The organism is Stenotrophomonas maltophilia (genome assembly GCF_013464915.1).
GTDB classification, from domain to species: domain Bacteria; phylum Pseudomonadota; class Gammaproteobacteria; order Xanthomonadales; family Xanthomonadaceae; genus Stenotrophomonas; species Stenotrophomonas maltophilia_AT.
Genome location: NZ_RAVT01000068.1, coordinates 1 through 20,048, shown reverse-complemented (window position 1 = coordinate 20,048; position 20,048 = coordinate 1). Strand labels below are relative to the sequence as shown.

Sequence of the window (20,048 nt, the reverse complement as noted above, 5' to 3'; positions counted from 1 at the left end):
TAGATCCACGCCATGCGTGGATGGCGGATACTGGATGTGGGGTCAGAGCCCTTTCCTGCGGAAAGGGATCCGACCCCGTTCCCTCAATGGCCGCCGTCGAGTGCCTTCAGTTCGCTCACCAGCGAGGCCGCCGCTTCGGCACCGTCGCCGTACAGCATGCGGGTGTTGTCGGCGTAGAACAGCGCATTCTCGATGCCGGCAAAGCCGGTGCCCTTGCCGCGCTTGATCACCACCACGTTGCGCGCATTGACCACGTCCAGCACCGGCATGCCGTAGATCGGGCTGGCCGGATCGGTGCGCGCGACCGGATTGACCACGTCGTTGGCACCGATCACCAGTACCACGTCGGTGTTGGCGAATTCGGGGTTGATGTCGTCCATGTCGGCGATCAGGTCGTAGGGCACGCCCGCCTCGGCCAGCAGCACGTTCATGTGCCCGGGCATGCGCCCGGCCACCGGGTGGATGGCGAACTTCACCTTCACCCCGCGCTGGCCCAGACGCTGCGCCAGCTCCCAGATCTTATGCTGGGCCTGCGCCACGGCCATGCCGTAGCCGGGCACGATCACCACGCGCTCGGCGAAGGCCATCATCGCCGCCACGTCGGCCGCTTCGATCGGCTTCTGCGAACCGCTGATCGCCTGCGCTTCGCCACCGGCACCACCGCCGAAGTTGGAGAACAGCACGTTGCGGATCGGGCGGTTCATCGCCTTGGCCATCAACCGGGTCAGCAGGATGCCGGCCGCGCCGACCATCATGCCGGCGATGATCAGCGCCTCGTTGCCCAGCACGTAACCCTCGAACGACACCGCCAGGCCGGTGAACGCGTTGTACAGCGAGATCACCACCGGCATGTCGGCACCGCCGATCGGCAGCGTCATCAGCACGCCCAGCGCCAGTGCCAGCACGAAGAAGGCGACGATCGCCCAGGTGCTGAGCGTGCTGGCCGCGATGATGGCCAGCACCACCACCGCCAGCGCCACCAGCAGGTTCATCACCTGCTGGCCGGGCCAGGTCACGCGCTTGTCCAGCCGACCATCCAGCTTGGCCCAGGCAATCACCGAGCCGGACAGCGACACCGCCCCGATCGCCGCGCCGACCACCGCCAGCAGCAGCACCGTGCCCGATGGCTGGCGCGCGGCCAGGTCGGCCAGCGCCTGCGCGCTCCAGTGGCTGGTATCGCGGTTGGCCAGGAAGGCATAGCGCAGCAGCTCCACCGCGCCGATCGCAGCGGCCGAGCCACCGCCCATGCCGTTGTACAGCGCCACCATCTGCGGCATGTCGGTGATGGCGACCTTGCCGGCCGACCACCAGGCCAGGCCGGCGCCGAGCAGCAGCGCCACCAGGATCAGCGGCACGTTGTGCAGTTCGGGCAGGAAGAAGGTCGCCGCCGTGGCCAGCAGCATGCCCAGCCCGGCCCAACGGATGCCGCTGCGCGCGGTCAGCGGCGAGGCCATGCGCTGCAGGCCGAGCAGGAACAGCGTAGCGGCGACGAGGTAGCTGGCCTTGACCAGCCAGTCGAGCAGTTCGACGGTGCTGATGTTCAAGCCTGCGGCTCCTTCGGTTCGTCCTTGGCACCCTTGGGCGCGCTCGGCTTGAACATTTCCAGCATGCGCGCGGTGACCACGTAGCCACCGGCGGCGTTGCCGGCACCCAGCACCACGGCAAGGAAGCCCAGGGCTTTCTCCAGCGGCGTCTGCGCGTGGCCCAGCACCACCATCGCGCCGATCAGCACGATGCCGTGGATGAAGTTGGAGCCCGACATCAGCGGGGTATGCAGGATCACCGGCACCCGCGAAATGATCACGTGGCCGGCGATGGCCGCCAGCATGAAGATGTACAGCGCCACGAACCCGTCACTCACTGGCAACGCTCCCGCTCTGTCTTCGTCGGCCCATCATAACCACGGGCTGAACCCGGCGCGCGCCCACGGTCAACCGAAGCCGCGCTCACGCGTTGTCGATGGTGACCCCGAGCGAGGAACCGTACCCTGTGCTGGTGAGCAGCCCTGTCCCCCCGAGCGCCGAGACCGATGCCCTGCCGGCGTCGCTGGAAGCGTTCCTGGCCAGCGTCGGCCCGCGTGCGTTCCGTTTCGCCGAGGCCGGGTTGCGCCAGCGCGAAGACGCCATGGACGCGGTGCAGGACGCGCTGATGCGCATGCTGGACTACGCCGACAAGCCGGCCGCCGAATGGGCGCCGCTGTTCTGGAGCATCCTGCGCAGGCGCGTGATCGACCTGCAACGCCGACGCCGCTTCCGCCTGCCGTTCTGGCGCGACAACCAGGATGCCGATGGTGGCGAGATCGACTGGGCCGATCCAGGCCCCGACCCGGCGCAGGCGCACGAACAGCGCCAGCAGTACCAGCAGCTGGTGCAGGCACTGCGTACCCTGCCCGCCCGCCAGCGCGAAGCCTTCACCCTGCGCGTGCTGCAGGACCTGGACGGCGCCACCACCGCCCGCGCCATGGGCTGCAGCGAAGGCGCGGTAAAAACCCATCTGGCACGCGCCCGGCAGGCGCTGCAGGACTACCTGGAGACCCACCCGTGAACCGCTCCCTGCCTTCCGATGACACCCTGCGCAGCCTGCACGCGCAGTCGCTGCAGGCGCTGTCGCCGGCGACGCTGGCACGGCTGCGCCAGGCCCGCCACGGCGCCAGCGCGGCCCGGCACGGGCGCCTGCGCTGGTGGCTGGCCAGCGCCTGTTCGCTGGTGGTGGCACTGGGTATCGGCCTGCAGTTCAGCGGCCACAGCCCCCTGTCGGACCCAGCGCCGGCCCCGGTGCTGGCCTCGGTGGAAGACAACAGCGCGCTGTATGACGAAAATCCCGATCTGTACCTGTGGCTGGGCGATACCGACCTGGCGATGGAGTGAATCATGTCCCGACTGCACACCCTGCCCCTGCTGATGACCCTGTTGCTGCTGCCGGCCCTCCCGGCGCTGGCGCAGAGCGCCGCGCCCGCGCCTGTCGCACGCCCCGCACCTGCCGCACCTGCCGCACCGCTGCCGGCGTGGGAACAGCTGAGTGAAACCCAGCGCGAATCGCTGCTGGCACCGCTGCGCGACCGCTGGAACGGCGCCGATGCCGGCCAGCGCCAACGCATGCTGTCGCACGGCCAGCGCTGGCAGTCGATGAGCCCGGAGGAGCGCGACAAGGCACGCCGTGGCCTGCGCCGCTTCGAGCACATGAGCCCGGAACAGCGTGAGCAGGCGCGTGCCCTGTTCGGTCAGATGCGCGACATGCCACCGGCACAGCGCGACGCCCTGCGCGAGCGCTGGTCGCAGATGACGCCGGAACAGCGAAAGGACTGGGTGCGCGAGAACCCGCCGCCGGCGAAGCCGCGGTAACGGCAGCGTTCAACCCGTTGTAGAGCCGAGCCCACGCTCGGCTGCTTTATCGCGCCTGCGCAAGCCGAGCATGGGCTCGGCTCTACCGGAGGCATATCAGGTTCACGCCTGCCAGCGCGTCTTCGCCAGCAGCTCGTCTTCCCAGTCGAATGCCAGCTGTCCCTCGCGCACGAACAGCGCAACGAAGTTGAGCAGGTTGCGCGCGTACATCTCACTGGCCTGGGTCGCACCACGGCTGGCCAGGCCCAGCGGTCCATCGATGGTCACGCCTTGGTGTTCGATGCATTGCCCCGGCTGGGTCAGTGCGCAGTTGCCACCACTCTCGGCGGCCAGATCCACGATCACGCTGCCGGTGGCCATGCCCTCCACCATCGCGGCGGTGACGATGGTCGGTGCCGGGCGCCCCGGTACCGCGGCGGTGCAGATCACCACGTCAACGCTCCGCAGGTGGTCGGCCAGGCGACGTTGCTGTTCGGCACGCTCCTCGTCGGTGAGCGCACGCGCATAGCCGCCCTCGCCAGCCGCGCTCACCCCCAGGTCGAGGAAGCGCGCACCTAAAGACTGGATCTGCTCGCGGGTTTCCGGGCGCACGTCGAAGCCTTCCACCTGTGCACCCAACCGGCGCGCGGTGGCAATGGCCTGCAGGCCGGCCACGCCAGCGCCGATCACCAGCACCTTGGCCGGACGCACGGTGCCGGCAGCGGTGGTCAGCATCGGGAAGAAACGGGGTGCGCGTTCGGCGGCGATCAGCGCGGCCTTGTAACCGGCCATGCCGGCCTGCGAACTGAGTACGTCCATCGCCTGCGCACGGGTGGTGCGCGGCAGCTGCTGCAGCGGGAACAAGTGCAGGCGATCATCGGCAGCCAGTGCCGCCAGGGCCGGATTGGTGGCCGGGGTCAGCAATCCGACCACACTGGCACCGGGCTTCAGCTGCTCCAGCACCGCCGCTGGCGGCGCCTGCACGCACAACAGGATGTCGATTTCGGCCCAGCGGCTGGCATCGAACGCGCGGGCACCAGCATCGTCATACGCAGCATCGGTGAAACCCGCGGCCAGTCCGGCGCCGGGCTCGTACCAGACAGTGATGCCCAGGGCGCCGAGCTTGCGCGCGGTCTCCGGCGTCAGCGCCACGCGCCGTTCGCCCGGCGCGGTCTCCTTGATCCCCAGCAACGCCACGGCCATGCAGGTCCCCGCTGATCGGTGAGTTTTCCCGATCCTAGCAGGCGGCACCCACTCAGTGCAGCGTGGCGCTGCCCGGGTCCAGCCGATCGATCACGCCCTGCATGGCGCTGTCGAAGGCACCGTCATCCACGTGCGCACGCAGCCGTCCCAGACGCACCATCACCGCCAGTTCTTCCGGCGAGGCCACGCAGAAGCGCACCCCGCGACGGTTGACGAACAGCAGGCGCGAGGAAATCGGGCTGACCCAGGACAGCTTGCCGGCCTGCACCTTGCCGTCCTTGTCGACGAAGTCCAGCCAGTTGCCGATCTCCATGCGACGGAAGCGATCGGCGTCGGCGTTGTCGAAATCATCGGCATCGATCTGCCCGCTCAGCTCCACCGCCGGCGATTCGGCCACCGGCGGGGTCGGCAGTGCCACCTGCGGCAGTTCCGGCAGCGCGCGCTGCAGTTCCGGCCGCGACTCGGCAATGCCCTGCAACGTGTCATGCAGTGCATCGACCGCTCCGGTGGCCGCGTCACCGTGCACACCCACGCTGGCGAACACCTTGGCCAGCACCGGCTGCCAGGCCTGCAACCACGGCTTGCCAACGATCTGGCGGCGGGCCTCGGCCACTTCCTCCAGCAGGCCGTCGCCCAGGCTCAGTGCCTCGGCCACCGACGCGCCCTCCTCGCCCTCACGCAGCAGCGCCAGAGTCAGGTGGTGCTGCCACGGCTGGCGCAGGAACTCAGCGATGGCCGGCGGCAGGGTGGCATCGCCGATACGGCGGTCCAGCTCGGCACCGGCACGGGTACGGGCCATTTCCAGCTTTTCCTGGCCGCGCTGCGTTTCGGCAGCGCGACGCTCCGCGATCTCCACGCGACGGCGATGCTGCACCAGGAACTCGCGGAATTCCTCTTCCAGGGTCAGGAAGATCGCCAGGTTCTCGTTGAACTCGGCGACCAGGCGCTCGATGATCTCCTCGACCTTGGCCATCAGCATCCGCTCGGCCTGGCTTTCGCCGGTATTGCCCTCGCAGGCTTCGGCCAGCGAGTTGAGCAGCTTGCGTGCCGGATGGGTCTTCTGCACGAACATGCGGCGGTCGAGCATGGCGACCTTGACGAACGGCACCACCAGGCGTCCGATCAGCTCACGCGAGCGGCCTTCCAGTTCGCGCTCGTCCAGCATCACGTCGAACAGCATGCCCACCAGGTCGATCGCATCCTCGTCCTGCGGGTCCAGCCGGGTCTGGCCCGGATCGACGCCGAGGCGGGTGGCGCTGGACAGCACTTCACTCTTCAACCGCTGCGCGAGTGATTCGCCGTCCTCGCCGATCGCCGCGCGCAGGGTTGCACTGGGCGTGGCCTGCAGCAGCGACAGCACCGACATCATCTCGCGCTGGCTGAGCGGACGCTGCTGGCCGATCGCCACCTGTGCGGCCGACGTCGCGTCCTCGCGCACGTGGCGGGTCTGCTGCAGCAGTTCGTGCAGCGCCTCCAGCAACATGCCCTGCTGCCCTGCATGCGCCTCGCCGGTGCCGCCGTCTTCGGCGCCCAGGTGTTGCTGCATGTGGCCACGCCGCTCGGACCAGCGCGCGGCAAAGCGCTGTGCCCAGGCCGGGGCGGCCTGCTCGTCATCACCGAATTCGCCGTCAAAGCCCGTGCCCGGGCGCTGCTCCACCAGGTCATCCAGGCCCGAGGCCATGCGCGGGTCGGGCGCAGCCGACAGCGGACGCCGCGGCGCCCCCATCTGCGACATCACCCCGGCCGCGGCCAGTTGCTCGTCCAGCTTCTCGTAGATGCGTCCCACCGGCGCGCGCAGGTCGCGCTCGCACAGTTTGATCAGCACCAGATGCACTTCCGGGGCCAGTTCACAGCCGGCAAAGGCTTCGTGGATGGCCACGCCCAGGTGTTCGGGGCTGATGGGATTATGGTCGGCATCCAGTTCGGCGCCGCCGATCAGCCGGCCCAGGCGGCGGTCGAGCCGCGCCAGCACCGGCTTGAAGTCGCGCAGCAGCACCGTAGCGAAATTGCGCACCGCCAGCCGCGATTCCAGCACGTGCTCCGCCAGAAGGCTCAGGCCATCCTCGGCGGGGCCGGACAGCGTCGATTCGGCCGACATGGGTTCACCACTGGCCAGCGCATCCCACGCCCGCTGCAGGTGGCCAGAGAAGGCACCGGCAATGTCCTCGCGGCGACGGCGCAGTTCACGCATCGCATCCAGGAACAGCAGCTGCGACGAACCGGCATTGCCCGCCCGGTCGAACAGGGCATCGTCAAAGCGCGCCAGTGCCGCGCCGAAGGCCTGGCACAGTGCGGGCAGGACCATGTCCCGGGCAAGCTGGAGCTGGGCCGGGTCACGGCCCGACGATCCCATCGGTGTGGGCGCGCTCATCATTCGGGAAGGCTCCCCACCTTCTCTGGTACGACAGACAACGTGGACATCGCGACAACCGGCACACCCCATGTACCGGTACGTCGATGGTAGGCCGGCCAGCCCGTCACGGACAGTGAAACAGTCCTCACTTCAAACCTCATGACCGGCGGCCCGGCAAGGTAGATATCGTAAGCCGTGCAAGGCCTGCGAGGCGAGGGGAAGCGGCCGTCCGTTTCCCGCCAGTGGCATGACGTTCATCACAGTTTGGTATTCAAGGGCCAGACGCGACACAGACGGTGTCTTTGACCACCCCGACTATAATCAACCCTCCGTGATGACCGGTTCAGACTCCATGCCCGACTCCGCCGCCCTGCTCGCCCTGGATGCCCGCCGCTCCGTACCTTCGCGGCAACTGGCCGAGCCCGGCCCGGACCCGGCCACCCTGCAGCGGATGCTGGCGTCGGCCGTACGCGTGCCCGATCACGGCAAGCGCGTGCCGTTCCGCTTCCTGAAGATCGCCGGCGATGCACGTCACACTCTGGGCGACTTCCTGGCCGAGCGCAGTCGCCAACGCGACCCGCACGCCGGCGAGGCCGTGTTCGAAAAGGACCGCCAGCGTTTCAGCCACGCGCCACTGGTGATCGTGGTGGTGGCCAGCCCGCGCCCGGACCCGAAGGTGCCCGAACAGGAGCAGCTGATGACCGCCGGCTGCGTCTGCTTCGCCCTGCTGCAGGCCGCACAGGCGCTGGGCTTCGGCGCGCAGTGGCTGACCGCCTGGATGGCCTTCGACCCCGCCGTGCACGCCTGCCTGGGCCTGGCCGAGGGAGAAGGCATCGCCGGTTTCATCCATATCGGCACGCCAAAGGCTGTCGTGCCCGAGCGCGAGCGTCCGGACCCGGCCGCCCTGCTGCGCGACTGGACGCCCCCGGCATGACCCTGCCGGTACCACCGCCGTCGCTGTATCTGGTCGACGCCAGCATCTACGTGTTCCGCGCCTGGCATTCGCTGCCGGACCAGTTCCAGGACGCGCAGGGCTGGCCGACCAATGCCGTGCACGGCTTCGCCCGCTTCCTGCTGGACCTGCTCGAGCGCGAGCGCCCGCGCCACATCGCCATCGCCTTCGACGAAGCGCTGGACAGCGGCTTCCGCCACCGCCTGTACCCGGCCTACAAGGCCAACCGCGACCCGGCGCCGGAGGCGCTCAAGCGCCAGTTCGTGCACTGCAAGGCGCTGTGCGCGGCGTTGGGCCTTGCCGTCCTGGCCCACCACGAATACGAGGCCGATGACCTGATCGGCAGCGCCCTGCATGTGCATCGTGGCAGCCACCGCGGCGTGATCATCTCTGCCGACAAGGACCTGTCGCAGCTGCTGCTGGACCACGACGAACAGTGGGACTACGCACGCAACCAGCGCTGGGACGTGGCCGGGGTGAAGGCACGACATGGCGTGCATGCGCACCAGATCGCCGATTACCTGGCGCTGTGTGGCGACGCGGTGGACAACATTCCCGGGGTCAGTGGCGTCGGCAGCAAGTCCGCCGCCGTGCTGCTGGCCCATTTCGGCAGCATGGACGCGCTGTACGAGCGACTGGATGAAGTGCCGTTCCTGCGCCTGCGTGGCGCCGCCCAGATGGCGGTGCGCCTGCGCGAGCAGCGTGAGCACGCCTTGCTCTGGCGCCAGCTGACCACCATCGCGCTGGACGCGCCGCTGGAAGGCAGCCAACCCGGCCTGCTGCGCCAGACCGCCGATCCCGAGCTGCTCGGTGGCCTGTGCCAGACCCTGCGCTTCGGCCCGATGACCCGCCGCCGGCTGTTCGATGCCGCCGGCGTGCCCGATATTCTTCCCACCCACAGCGAGCCCGCATGAGCCAGCGCAACACCGAAGCCCCGCGTGTCGTCTATGAAGGCAAGTACCAGCGCATGCTGGTGCGAGGCACCTGGGAGTACAGCGAGCGTACCCATGCCGGTGGCCTGGCAGCGATCATCATCGCGGTCACCCCTGACGACAACGTGCTGTTCGTCGAACAGTTCCGCGTGCCGCTGCAGGCGCCCACCATCGAGATGCCGGCCGGCCTGGTCGGCGACATCGATGCCGGCGAGTCGATCGAAGTCTCGGCTGTGCGCGAACTGGAAGAAGAAACCGGCTGGACCGCCGATCACGCTGAAGTGCTGATGATCGGCCCGACGTCTTCCGGCGCCAGCAGCGAGAAGATCGCCTTCGTACGCGCCACCGGCCTCCGCCGGATCGGCGAAGGTGGCGGCGATGACAGCGAAGACATCACCGTGCACGAGATTCCGCGCGCGCAGGCGGCGGCGTGGCTGGTGCAGAAGATGGGCGAAGGCTACGAGCTGGATGCCAAGCTGTGGGCTGGCCTGTGGATGATCGAGCACCACCTGGACGGGCGCCCGCGTGGCTGACGCCGACCTGCATGCACTGCCGGCGCTGCTGGACACAGGCGACCCGGCGATCCACACGATCCACCGGCCGCAGGGCGCCTCGCCGTTCCTGCTGCTGGCCGATCATGCCGGCCAGCAGGTGCCGCGTGTCCTCGCAGGCCTGGGCTTGCCGCAGGCCGAACTGGACCGCCATATCGGCTGGGACATCGGTATTGCAGGCACCACCCGCGCGTTGGCCGGACTGCTGGATGCCTGGGCGATCGAACAGACCTATTCGCGGCTGCTGATCGACTGCAACCGCCCGCTGGCCTCGCAGACGCTGATTCCGGAAGTGAGCGACCACACCGTGGTGCCCGGCAATGCCGGTCTGTCGGCGGCGCAGCGGCAACAGCGCATCGATACGATCCATGCACCGTACCACGCACGTATCGACGCGGAACTGGACGCACGCCGCGATGCCGGTCGCCCCACCCTGCTGGTGATGATGCACAGCTTCACGCCAGCGATGAACGGCATGCAGCGGCCTTGGCATGCCGGCGTGCTGTACCACCAGGACACGCGGTTTGCGCATGCACTGCTGCAGGCACTGCGCGACGAGGGCGACCTGGTGGTGGGTGACAACGAACCGTATTCGGTCAGCAGCACCAGCGACTACGCCGTGCCGGTGCATGGCGAAGGCCGTGGGCTGGTGCACGTGGAACTGGAAATCCGCCAGGACCTGATTGCCGACGTTGCCGGGCAGCAGGCGTGGGCGCAGCGGCTGGCGCGGATCTTCAGCGCATTGCAGCCGCAGCTGCTGGCGTTCGGTTGAACGTCATCCACGCATGGCGTGGATCTACCCCGAATCGGTAGTGCCGGCCGCTATCCCGAATCGGTAGTGCCGGCCGCTGGCCGGCAACGTCAGGGTAGTGAGATCAATGGGTTTGCCGGCCAGCGGCCGGCACTACCGCTACCGCTGCCGGGCGCAGGCCCAGCGCGATGACCACGCCGAGCGCGGCGAAAAGCGCGGCACCGTACTGTGCATTGACCATGCCCTGCAGGGCATCGGCACTGGTTGCTGCCTGCGTGCCGCGCGCGGCGTTGGCGACCATCACCAGCACCGCCAGTCCCAAGGCGCCGCCGATCTGCTGGGCGGTGGCCGCCATGCCGGACGCAACACCCTGCTGCGGCCCCGGCACGCCCTGCCCGGCCACGATCCACATCGCCGTCCAGCTCATGCCCTGGCCGACGCTGAGCACCACGACGCCCGGCAGCAGCGGCCAGTAGCCGGCGCCATGCGGCATCGCCAGCGCCACCGCGGCAATGCCGATGGCACCGGCGGCGAAGCCCCAGGCCAGTACCTGCCGTGGCGAACGGCGCCGCAGCATGCGCTCGGCAATACGGATGCCGAAGGTGCAGACCAATGTCGGCAGCAGGAAGGCCATGCCGGCCTGCAGCGGGCTCCAGCCGTAGCCATCCTGGAAGTAGAGCGCCAGGAAGTAGTACTGCACGCCATAGCTGCTCATGAAGGCGAAGGTCAGGCCGAGTGCCGCGCGCAGGCCCGGCAGGCGCAACAGCGAGAACTGCATCAGCGGGTCACGGCTGCGCTTTTCGATCTGCACGAACACCGTCAGCAGTACCGCTGAAAGCAGCAGGCAGATGAGCGTGGCCGGTGCAGTCCAGCCCCACTCCGGCCCTTGCACCAGGGTGGTGACCAGCAGGCTGCCGCCAGCGGTGACGGTGAGGCAACCGGCCAGGTCGAAGGAGCGGCCGCGCACCTGCGGACCATCGGCCGGTAACCACGCACCAGCAGCGACCGCACATGCGGCGGCCAGCGGCACGATGACCGCCAGCACCGCCGGCCAGCCGAACGCCTGGGTCAGCACGCCACCGAGCAGCGTGCCCAGCGCCAGGCCCACTGCGCTGGCCATGCTCCAGATCGCCAGCGCGCGGTTGCGCACCGGACCTTCCGCGTACAGCGTGTTGATCAGCGCCAGCGTGGCCGGGAACAGCAGCGCCGCACCGACGCCCTGTGCCGCGCGCGCGATGATCAGCAGGGTGGCATTCGGCGCCAGCGCGCCGAGCAGCGAGGCCAGTGCGAACAGCAGCATGCCCAGCCGGTAGAAGCGGCGGCGGCCAATCAGGTCGGCGGCACGGCCACCCAGCAGCAGGCTGCCGCCGAAGGCGACGGTGTAGGCACTGACCACCCATTGCAGCTGCTGCGCATTGATCTGCAGCGCACGGCCCATGTCATGCAGGGCGACGAAGATGATGGTGGCGTCCAGGGCGATGATCAGCTGTGCGGTGGCCAGCAGGGTCAGCGCCCAGCGCGGGTATTTGAGGGGAGGCATCGGCGGTCTGGATCGGTGGGGAGCGCAGTCTCATTGATGCGACCGAATCAATAAACCCCCTACCCACCATTTCTGTCATGATTTTCCGCATGAATGGAGCCTCGATGGACCTCAACGCAGTGCGCATGCTGGTACAGGTGGCCGAAGCGCGCAGTTTCACCGTGGCCGCCGGCCAGCTCGGCCTGAGCCAGTCCGGCCTGTCGCGCGCGATCGGGCGGCTGGAGGCCACGCTGGGGGTGAAGCTGCTGCAGCGGAACACCCGCAACGTGGCGCTGACCCCGGATGGCCGCCAGTTCGTGGAACAGGTGATGCCGCTGCTGGCTGGCCTGGACGATGCCGAGCGGCAGCTGGCCGACCGCCCCTGCACGCCCTCGGGCACGTTGAAGATCAGCGCACCATCGATGTTCGGGCGCAAGGTGCTGGTACCGATGCTGGCACCGTTGCTGCAACAGCATCCGCAGCTGCAGGTGGAAGCGGTGCTCAGCGACCGCCTGGTCGATCTGGTCGAGGAAGGCTTCGATGCCGCGCTGCGCACCGGCGTCATCGCTGACCAGCGCATCGTCGCACGGCCATTGCGGCCGCTGCGCTGGGTGACGGTGGCCAGCCCTGCCTATCTGGCCCGCTGTGGCGCACCGGACGACGTGGCCGCGCTGCAGGATCACGCCTGCCTGGCGGTGCGCAACCTGCGCAGTGGCCGGCTGGTGGACTGGCAGTTCCTGCAGGACGGGCAACTGCGCGAGGTCACCCCGCCTACGCGGATGGTGTTCGACAGCGGCGATCCACTGGTGGAAGCGGCCATCGCCGGCATCGGCATCGTGCAGGTAATGGATTTCGCCGTGGCCGACGCGCTGGCCGATGGCCGCCTGCAGCGCGTGCTGCAGCCCTTCGAAGGCCGCAGCCGCGAACTGTCGTTGATCTACCCGCCGTCGCGCCAGCATTCGCCGAAGCTGCAGGTACTGGCCGACGCGTTGCTGGCCGGGCAGTGGTAGCGCCGGCCGCTGGCCGGCGTCTGCGCGCATCCAACCGTTTCCGGGTTGCCGGCCWGCGGCCGGCACTACCGGGCTGCGGTAGATCCACGCCATGCGTGGATGAGAGCGTCATTGCAATGCCGCCGGGCATGGCCCGGCGCTACCGGCGAGGCGTTGCCGGTCAGCGGCCGGCACTACCGATCAGGCGAAGCTATCGGTGGCACGCACCAGCGCGTCCACGTTCTCGGCCTCGAACGCCGAGTGGCCCGAGGCCGGGGTGATTTCCAGCTTCGCCTTCGGCCACACCTTGGTCAGGTCCCAGGCATTGGCCAGCGGGCAGACCACGTCGTAGCGGCCGTGCACGATCACGCCCGGAATGTCGGCGATACGGTGTGCGTCACGCAGCAGCTGGTCTTCCACCTCGAAGAAGCCACCGTTGACGAAGTAATGGTTCTCGATGCGGGCAAACGCCAGCGCGAAGTGCGGATCTTCGTGGCTGTTGATGAAGTCGTCGTCCACGTGCAGGAAGCTGGTCGCGCCTTCCCACACCGCCCAGGCCTTGGCCGCTTCCAGGCGGGTGGTTTCGTCTTCGCTGGTCAGGCGGCGGTGGAAGGCCGAGATCAGGTCATGACGCTCCACCGACGGGATCGGCTTCAGGTAATGCTCCCAGGCATCCGGGAACAGGCGGTTGGCGCCCTCCTGGTAGAACCATTCCAGTTCCCAGCGGCGCAGCATGAAGATGCCCCGCAGCACCAGTTCGGTCACGCGCTGCGGGTGGGTTTCGGCATAGGCCAGCGCCAGGGTCGAACCCCAGCTGCCGCCGAACACCTGCCAGCGATCCACCTTCAGGTGCTCGCGCAGTTTTTCGATATCGGCGACGAGATCCCAGGTGGTGTTGTCCACCAGGTCCGCGTGCGGGGTGGAACGGCCGGCACCGCGCTGGTCGAACAGGATGATGCGGTACTTGGACGGGTCGTGGAACTGGCGCATCTTGTCGCTGCAGCCGCCGCCCGGGCCACCGTGCAGCATCACCACCGGCTTGCCGTCCGGGTTGCCGCACTGTTCGAAGTACAGCGTGTGGCGGTCGTCGACCTTCAGGGTGCCGACGTCGTAGGGGGTGATGGCGGGGTACAGCGTACGCATGCTTGCAGCTCCAGGGTGATGCCCTGCCGGGGCAGGAGAACCTCCATTCTAGGCCGGACGCCGGCCCAGGGTGATGCGGTCGCGCTGCTCCAGATCCTGCACGGTCTGCACCTCGGCAAAACCCGCCGCGTCGAACAGTGCGCGGATCGCCTTGCCCTGGTCCCAACCATGCTCGATCAGCAACCAGCCGCCGGGCAGCAGGTGGGCCTGGCCACCGTCGACGATGCGGCGGATGTCATCCAGGCCATCCACGCCGGAGGCCAGCGCGGTAGCCGGTTCAAAACGCAGGTCGCCCTGTTCCAGGTGCGGATCGTCGCTGGCGATGTACGGCGGGTTGCTGGCAATCAGGTCGAGCCGCGCGCCCTGCAGCGGCGCGTACCAGTCGTGGTCACCATGGGCGAAGCGCACGTTGCGCAGTTCATGGCGGGCGGCGTTACGCGCGGCCACGGCCAACGCGCCCGGGCTGGCATCGGTGGCCAGCACCTGGGCCTGCGGCCGCTCGCTGGCCAGCGCCAGCGCGATCGCACCGCTGCCGGTGCCCAGGTCGGCCAGCTGCAGGTCGCGGTCCGGCGGCAGGCGCTCCAACGCCAGCTCGACCAGCAGTTCGGTTTCCGGGCGCGGAATCAGCGTGGCTGGATCGACTTCCAGGTCCAGCGTCCAGAAACCGCGGCGGCCGGTCAGGTAGGCCACCGGCTCGCCGGCCACGCGGCGGGCCAGCAACGCCTCGAAGGCGGCCTGGTCATTGGCGGCCAGCGGATCGGTGGCGTGCGCGAACAGCCAGCTGCGCGGGCGCTCCAGCACATGCAGCAGCAGCAGTTCGGCCTCATGGCGGGCTTCAACGCCGCCGAGTCGGGCGCTGGCATTGGCCACCACCTGGCGCAGGGAGGGTTCGGTTTTGACAGACATTCCGCAATTGTAGAGCCGAGCCCATGCTCGGCTGTTCCAGAAGCAGCCGAGCATGGGCTCGGCGCTACAAAAGCTGCAATCCGTTCAGGTTCTGGCGGAAGGAATAAGGAGGGGCTATCGGCCACATTCTGCGCCTCCGGGAGCTTTCCCTTGTCACACAGGCAGTTGCAGGATGAGGGCGGCAAGGTTCAGTGCCGGCTCATGGGCTTTTGATAGACTCCATCTATCAAATAGATGCAATCAATGGATTGTTCTTATCGCGAGCGAATCGGTAACCTAGGTCCTGTCGATTCACCCACTCCCCTTCACCAGAGGAAAAACGATGTCCCTGATCAACACCCAGATCCAGCCGTTCGAAGCCAACGCTTACCACAATGGCGAGTTCATCAAGGTTTCCGACAACAGCCTGAAGGGCCAGTGGTCCGTCCTGATCTTCATGCCGGCCGCCTTCACCTTCAACTGCCCGACCGAGATCGAAGACGCCGCTGACCACTACGCCGAGTTCAAGAAGGCCGGCGCCGAGGTCTACATCGTCACCACCGACACCCACTTCTCGCACAAGGTGTGGCACGAAACCTCGCCGGCCGTCGGCAAGGCCCAGTTCCCGCTGGTCGGCGACCCGACCCACCAGCTGACCCGCGCCTTCGGCGTGCACATTGAAGAAGAAGGCCTGGCCCTGCGCGGCACCTTCATCATCAACCCGGAAGGCGTGATCAAGACCCTGGAGATCCACTCCAACGAGATCGCCCGTGACGTCGCCGAGACCCTGCGCAAGCTGAAGGCTGCCCAGTTCACCGCCGCCAACCCGAACCAGGTCTGCCCGGCCAAGTGGAAGGAAGGCGAGAAGACCCTGACCCCGTCGCTGGACCTGGTCGGCAAGATCTAAGGCATTACCGGCCTGCCGTGGCCCCACGCCACGGCGCGCCCTTCATCCCCGTGCCGGTCCCCCCGCCGGCGTGGGGGTGAACCCAAGATAGCCAACGCACGCCAGCCTTGGCCAGCCAGCCCCTTCCACGGTCGCTGTCTTGGGTTCACCCCTACCCCCTGCTGGTCCGCTACCTTCTACAGCGGTGCCACGCCCCCTGTTTGCCTGAAGCCAGGAGAAGACCCGATGTTGGACGCCAACCTGCAGTCGCAGCTGAAGACCTATCTGGAGCGCGTGACCCGCCCGATCCAGATCACCGCGCACGCCGACGACGGCGCCAAGTCGCAGGAAATGCTGGAACTGCTGCAGACCCTGGAAAGCCTGTCGGACAAGATCTCGCTGCAGGTGCTGCGCGATGGCCAGGGCCGTGTGCCGTCCTTCGACCTGGGCACCCCGGGCCAGGACATCCACCTGACCTTCGCCGGCCTGCCGATGGGCCACGAGTTCACCTCGCTGGTGCTGGCGCTGCTGCAGGTCGGCGGCCACCCGTCCAAGGCCACCGCCGAGCTGATCGAGCAGGTGCAGAACCTGGAAGGCGACTACAGGTTCGAAACCTACTTCTCGTTGTCCTGCCAGAACTGCCCGGACGTGGTGCAGGCGCTGAACCTGGCCGCGGTGCTCAACCCGCGCATCCAGCACGTGGCCATCGACGGCGCCCTGTTCCAGGACGAAGTCGAGAAGCGCGAGATCATGTCGGTGCCGACCGTGTACCTCAACGGTGAAGTGTTCGACCAGGGCCGCATGACCCTCGAGCAGATCGTGGCCAAGCTGGATACCAATGCCAGCAAGCGCGATGCCGAGAAGATCGCCGCCAAGGATGCCTTCGACGTGCTGGTGGTGGGCGGTGGCCCGGCCGGCGCTGCAGCGGCGATCTACGCCGCGCGCAAGGGTATCCGTACCGGCATCGCTGCCGAGCGTTTCGGTGGCCAGGTGCTGGACACCATGGCGATCGAGAACTTCATTTCGGTGAAGGAGACCGAAGGCCCGAAGCTGGCCACGGCGCTGGAACAGCACGTGCGCGAGTACGAGGTGGACATCATGAATCTGCAGCGCGCCAGCGCGCTGGTGCCGGCCGGTGAAGACGGCCTGGTGCAGGTGCAGCTGGAGAACGGCGCGGTACTGAAGTCGCGTTCGGTGATCCTGTCCACCGGCGCGCGCTGGCGGCAGATGAACGTGCAGGGCGAAGACCAGTACCGTAACAAGGGCGTGGCCTACTGCCCGCACTGCGATGGCCCGCTGTTCAAGGGCAAGCGCGTGGCGGTGATCGGCGGCGGCAACTCCGGTGTGGAAGCGGCCATCGACCTGGCTGGCATCGTGTCGCATGTGACCCTGCTGGAATTCGATTCCAGCCTGCGCGCCGATGAAGTGCTGCAGAAGAAGCTGCGCAGCCTGGGCAATGTCACCGTGCTGACCAGCGCGCAGACCACCGAGGTACTGGGCGACGGCAGCCGCGTCACCGGCCTGGTCTACAAGGACCGCGTCGGCGGCGACGCCCACCGCGTGGAGCTGGAAGGCATCTTCGTGCAGATCGGCCTGCTGCCGAACACCGAATGGCTGAAGGACACCGTGGCGCTGTCGCCGCGTGGCGAGATCGTCATCGACGACCGTGGCCAGACCAACCTGCCGGGTGTGTTCGCCGCCGGCGATTGCACGACAGTACCCTACAAGCAGATCATCATTGCCATGGGCGCCGGCTCGACCGCCGCACTGAGCGCGTTCGACCACCTGATCCGCTCCTCGGTGAGCAACAGCAGCGGTGCCGTTGCTGAAGCAGCCTGATCCACCGTTCCCAGATCACCGGGAACTTTGTCTGCCTGTCGGGTAACCACGCCGTCAGCTGGTCCGTTACCCTTGGGGTGTAAGGATGAACCTACGTGATCTGAAGTACCTGGTAGCCTTGGCCGACCACAAGCATTTCGGCCGGGCTGCTGCCTCCTGCTTCGTCAGCCAGCCCACGCTGTCGACGCAGATCCGGAAGCTGGAAGAAGAACTGGGCCTGCCGCTGGTGGAACGCGCACCACGCAAGGTGATGCTGACCCCGGCCGGGCAGGAAGCGGCGGCACGGGCGCGGGTGATCGTGTCCGAAGTGGAACAGCTGAAGGAAGCGGCGCGACGCAGCCGCGACCCAGAAGCCGGTACGGTGCGCCTGGGGATCTTCCCGACCCTGGGGCCCTACCTGTTGCCGCATGTGATCCCGCGCATCCGCGAGCGCTTCCCGGAGCTGGAACTGCTGCTGGTCGAGGAAAAGAGCGACGTGCTGCTGGATCGCCTGCGCGAAGGCAAGCTCGACGCCGCGCTGCTGGCCCTGCCGGTGATCGACGACCAGCTGCATGCCGAATTCCTGTTCGAGGAACCGTTCCTGCTGGCCGTGTCCGGGCGCCACCCGCTGGCCCGCCGCGAGCACCTGGATGTGCAGGAACTGGCCACGCAGAAGCTGCTGCTGCTGGAAGATGGCCATTGCCTGCGCGACCAGGCGCTGGAAGTGTGCCGCCTGTTCGGCGCCAACGAGAAGTCCGAGTTCCGCGCCACCAGCCTGGAGACGCTGCGGCAGATGGTTGCCGCCGACGTCGGCATCACCCTGCTGCCCAGCCTGTCGGTGCAGCCGCCGGTGCCGCGCTCGAACAACATCCGCCTGCTCGACTTCACCGGCGAGGGCCGCCCCAGCCGCCGCATCGCCATGATCTGGCGCCGCAGCTCGGCCATGAACGACTTCCTGATGGAACTGGCCGACCAGTTCAAGCGCCTGCCGCAGGCGCTGTTCACCCTTGATGCGGTGAATGCCACCAGCGAAGCGACCGCTCTGCCCGGCCCCGCGCTGAACGGCTGATCCCCCGCAGCATCGGCCCGGAATCGGCAGGAGTCGATTCCGGCCGCATTTGTCCCCACAATACAGACAGGCGGCGCCAGCAGGTGCCGCCTTTTGCATGGCTTTCAACCAAGGAGCTTCACCATGAACACCGCCAGCGGCCTGCCGCCGTCGATCACCGTTTCTACCTTCGACATGGACCGCCTGGACGCCATGCTCGAATCCCCTGCGCTGAGCCAGACGCCTGCCGCGCTCGCGCTTGCTGAAGAACTCAACCGGGCCACCGTGCTGGCACCGGACCAGATTCCCGAAGGCATCGTCATGATGCATTCGCGCGTGGAGTGCGAAGATGAGGTGTCGGGCGAGAAGCACGTCCTGACCCTGGTCTTCCCCCGCGAAGCCAACGTCGACGAAGGCAAGGTGTCCGTGCTGGCCCCGGTCGGCAGTGCCCTGCTCGGCCTGGCCATCGGCCAGAGCATCGACTGGAACGCGCCCGGCGGCCGCAAGCTGCGCCTGCGCGTGACCGCGGTCCATAACGACCGCCCCTGATTACCGCTGCGCACCGCGCGCGATTCGATCCCCCTGCACCAGGAGCCGTAATGAGTACCCCGTCCAAACTGTCCCAGCTGCGCGAACTGTCCGTGGTCGTTGCCGATACCGGTGACTACGACGCCATCAAGCGCCTGCAGCCGGTGGACTGCACCACCAACCCGACCCTGGTGAAGAAGGCGCTGGACCTGCCGGTCTACGCCGAGCTGATCGAACGCGAACTGGCCTGGGGCCGGCAGCAGACGGGCGACCGCGAAGCCGTGGTGCACGCCGTGGCCGACCGCCTGACCATCGGGGTTGGCGCGCTGCTGAGCACGCTGGTGCCGGGCCGCGTATCCACCGAAGTGGACGCCGACCAGGCCCACGACACCGCCGCCACCGTGGCCAAGGCCCGCCAGTTCATCCAGATGTACGCCGATGCCGGCGTGCCGCGCGAGAAGATCCTGATCAAGATCGCCGCGACCTGGGAGGGCGTGGAAGCGGCGCGCATCCTGCAGGCCGAAGGCATCGACTGCAACCTGACCCTGATCTTCAACCCGACCCAGGCACTGGCCTGCAGCGAAGCCGGCGCGTTCCTGATCTCGCCGTTCGTCGGCCGCATCCTCGACTGGTACGTGGCCAACGGCCAGACCCCGGCCAGCATCGACGAAGACCCGGGCGTGAAGTTCGTGCGCGGCGTGTACGCCGAGTTCAAGCGCCGCGGTTCGCCAACCGTGGTGATGGGTGCCTCGTTCCGTTCGACCGCGCAGATCGAAGCGCTGGCCGGTTGCGACCGCCTGACGATTTCGCCGGACCTGCTGGAGAAGCTGGACGCCGACCACGGCGAGCTGCCGCGCAAGCTGGTGGCCGGTGCGGCTGATGGCGCGGTGGTGACCCCGATCGATGCCGCGACGTTCGCCGCCGACCTGGCCGCCGATCCGATGGCGACCGAGAAGCTGGCGACCGGCATCGATGCGTTTGCCAAGGATCTGCAGGCGCTGCGCGAGCGGATTCGCTCGGAACTGTGAGGATTCCGGCCAACGGCTGAGCCCCTCGTGGCGGGTCGCTCGGTTCGGTAGAGTCGACTGTTAGTTGTGACTTCCCGGTAGGTTGTTCACCCGGGGCATCTGAGGAGAATGGTGGTTACCACACCAAACCTTTCGCCCCAGA

20 protein-coding genes are annotated in these 20,048 nt (G+C 67.9%); 13 read left to right on the top strand and 7 right to left on the bottom strand.

Annotation, left to right across the window (positions count from 1 at the left end):
• Positions 1-83 precede the first annotated feature (83 nt).
• On the bottom strand, positions 84-1,544 hold the full coding sequence (locus D7T59_RS19985) for an NAD(P)(+) transhydrogenase (Re/Si-specific) subunit beta (RefSeq protein ID WP_005412324.1): 1,461 nt from the start codon (positions 1,542-1,544) through the stop codon (positions 84-86).
• Complete coding sequence (locus D7T59_RS19980) at positions 1,541-1,861, bottom strand: NAD(P) transhydrogenase subunit alpha part 2 (RefSeq protein ID WP_049428770.1); 321 nt, start codon at positions 1,859-1,861, stop codon at positions 1,541-1,543. Before D7T59_RS19980 ends, D7T59_RS19985 begins: the two co-directional genes overlap by 4 nt.
• Positions 1,862-1,959: 98 nt before the next feature.
• Between D7T59_RS19980 and D7T59_RS19975 the strand changes: the two genes are divergently transcribed.
• Genes D7T59_RS19975 through D7T59_RS19965 form a run of 3 tightly spaced genes read left to right on the top strand, consistent with a single transcriptional unit; the run spans position 1,960 to position 3,341 of the window.
• Positions 1,960-2,544, top strand: a complete 585-nt coding sequence (locus tag D7T59_RS19975; protein ID WP_164138354.1) for an RNA polymerase sigma factor — start codon at positions 1,960-1,962, stop codon at positions 2,542-2,544.
• Positions 2,541-2,867, top strand: a complete 327-nt coding sequence (locus D7T59_RS19970) for a hypothetical protein (protein WP_180853367.1) — start codon at positions 2,541-2,543, stop codon at positions 2,865-2,867. The genes D7T59_RS19975 and D7T59_RS19970 overlap by 4 nt, the downstream gene beginning before the upstream one ends.
• A gap of 3 nt (positions 2,868-2,870) precedes the next feature.
• A complete protein-coding gene (locus tag D7T59_RS19965) occupies positions 2,871-3,341 on the top strand; it encodes a DUF3106 domain-containing protein (RefSeq protein ID WP_180853366.1) in 471 nt (156 codons plus the stop codon).
• A gap of 102 nt (positions 3,342-3,443) precedes the next feature.
• Here D7T59_RS19965 and D7T59_RS19960 read toward each other — a convergent pair whose 3' ends face one another.
• Both D7T59_RS19960 and D7T59_RS19955 read right to left on the bottom strand, forming a co-directional pair.
• A complete protein-coding gene (locus D7T59_RS19960) occupies positions 3,444-4,523 on the bottom strand; it encodes an NAD(P) transhydrogenase subunit alpha (protein ID WP_180853365.1) in 1,080 nt (359 codons plus the stop codon).
• 52 nt (positions 4,524-4,575) lie between these two features.
• A complete protein-coding gene (locus tag D7T59_RS19955) occupies positions 4,576-6,897 on the bottom strand; it encodes a DUF1631 domain-containing protein (protein ID WP_180853364.1) in 2,322 nt (773 codons plus the stop codon).
• 331 nt (positions 6,898-7,228) lie between these two features.
• Between D7T59_RS19955 and D7T59_RS19950 the strand changes: the two genes are divergently transcribed.
• The 4 genes from D7T59_RS19950 to D7T59_RS19935 are packed head-to-tail and all read left to right on the top strand — an operon-like array spanning position 7,229 to position 10,083.
• Positions 7,229-7,810: a nitroreductase family protein gene (locus D7T59_RS19950; RefSeq protein ID WP_164138344.1), complete on the top strand. Its 582-nt coding sequence runs from the start codon at positions 7,229-7,231 to the stop codon at positions 7,808-7,810.
• Positions 7,807-8,742, top strand: coding sequence for a 5'-3' exonuclease (locus D7T59_RS19945; RefSeq protein WP_164138342.1), 936 nt, complete (start codon positions 7,807-7,809; stop codon positions 8,740-8,742). The genes D7T59_RS19950 and D7T59_RS19945 overlap by 4 nt, the downstream gene beginning before the upstream one ends.
• The gene (locus D7T59_RS19940; protein ID WP_164138340.1) at positions 8,739-9,293 is read left to right on the top strand and encodes an NUDIX hydrolase; all 555 of its coding nucleotides are present in this window, start codon (positions 8,739-8,741) and stop codon (positions 9,291-9,293) included. The genes D7T59_RS19945 and D7T59_RS19940 overlap by 4 nt, the downstream gene beginning before the upstream one ends.
• Positions 9,286-10,083: an N-formylglutamate amidohydrolase gene (locus D7T59_RS19935; protein ID WP_180853363.1), complete on the top strand. Its 798-nt coding sequence runs from the start codon at positions 9,286-9,288 to the stop codon at positions 10,081-10,083. Before D7T59_RS19940 ends, D7T59_RS19935 begins: the two co-directional genes overlap by 8 nt.
• A 103-nt stretch (positions 10,084-10,186) precedes the next feature.
• Here D7T59_RS19935 and D7T59_RS19930 read toward each other — a convergent pair whose 3' ends face one another.
• Positions 10,187-11,602, bottom strand: coding sequence for an MFS transporter (locus D7T59_RS19930; RefSeq protein WP_180853362.1), 1,416 nt, complete (start codon positions 11,600-11,602; stop codon positions 10,187-10,189).
• 104 nt (positions 11,603-11,706) lie between these two features.
• On the opposite strand from D7T59_RS19930, the gene D7T59_RS19925 reads away from it, so the two are divergent.
• Positions 11,707-12,591: a LysR family transcriptional regulator gene (locus tag D7T59_RS19925; RefSeq protein ID WP_180853361.1), complete on the top strand. Its 885-nt coding sequence runs from the start codon at positions 11,707-11,709 to the stop codon at positions 12,589-12,591.
• Positions 12,592-12,771: 180 nt separating this feature from the next.
• Here the strand turns inward: D7T59_RS19925 and pip are convergent, their stop codons facing one another.
• Together pip and prmC are read right to left on the bottom strand one after the other, a co-directional pair.
• The gene (pip, locus tag D7T59_RS19920) at positions 12,772-13,713 is read right to left on the bottom strand and encodes a prolyl aminopeptidase (protein ID WP_032130095.1); all 942 of its coding nucleotides are present in this window, start codon (positions 13,711-13,713) and stop codon (positions 12,772-12,774) included.
• 48 nt (positions 13,714-13,761) lie between these two features.
• Positions 13,762-14,619 carry a peptide chain release factor N(5)-glutamine methyltransferase gene (gene prmC / locus D7T59_RS19915; RefSeq protein WP_180853360.1) on the bottom strand — a complete coding sequence of 286 codons (858 nt, stop codon included), beginning with the start codon at positions 14,617-14,619 and terminating at the stop codon, positions 13,762-13,764.
• 322 nt (positions 14,620-14,941) lie between these two features.
• Here prmC and ahpC point away from each other — a divergent pair, with 322 nt between their 5' ends.
• The 5 genes from ahpC to D7T59_RS19890 all read left to right on the top strand — a co-directional run bounded on the left by ahpC (position 14,942) and on the right by D7T59_RS19890 (position 19,906).
• Complete coding sequence (ahpC, locus tag D7T59_RS19910) at positions 14,942-15,505, top strand: alkyl hydroperoxide reductase subunit C (protein WP_014036055.1); 564 nt, start codon at positions 14,942-14,944, stop codon at positions 15,503-15,505.
• 225 nt (positions 15,506-15,730) lie between these two features.
• Positions 15,731-17,323, top strand: a complete 1,593-nt coding sequence (ahpF, locus tag D7T59_RS19905) for an alkyl hydroperoxide reductase subunit F (RefSeq protein ID WP_180853359.1) — start codon at positions 15,731-15,733, stop codon at positions 17,321-17,323.
• Between the two features lie 85 nt (positions 17,324-17,408).
• A complete protein-coding gene (locus D7T59_RS19900; protein ID WP_164138327.1) occupies positions 17,409-18,371 on the top strand; it encodes a LysR substrate-binding domain-containing protein in 963 nt (320 codons plus the stop codon).
• 123 nt (positions 18,372-18,494) lie between these two features.
• Positions 18,495-18,899, top strand: coding sequence for a nucleoside diphosphate kinase regulator (rnk, locus tag D7T59_RS19895; protein ID WP_014036052.1), 405 nt, complete (start codon positions 18,495-18,497; stop codon positions 18,897-18,899).
• Positions 18,900-18,949: 50 nt separating this feature from the next.
• Entirely contained in the window at positions 18,950-19,906 is a 957-nt protein-coding gene (locus D7T59_RS19890; protein ID WP_180853358.1) for a transaldolase, read from the top strand.
• Positions 19,907-20,048 lie beyond the last annotated feature (142 nt).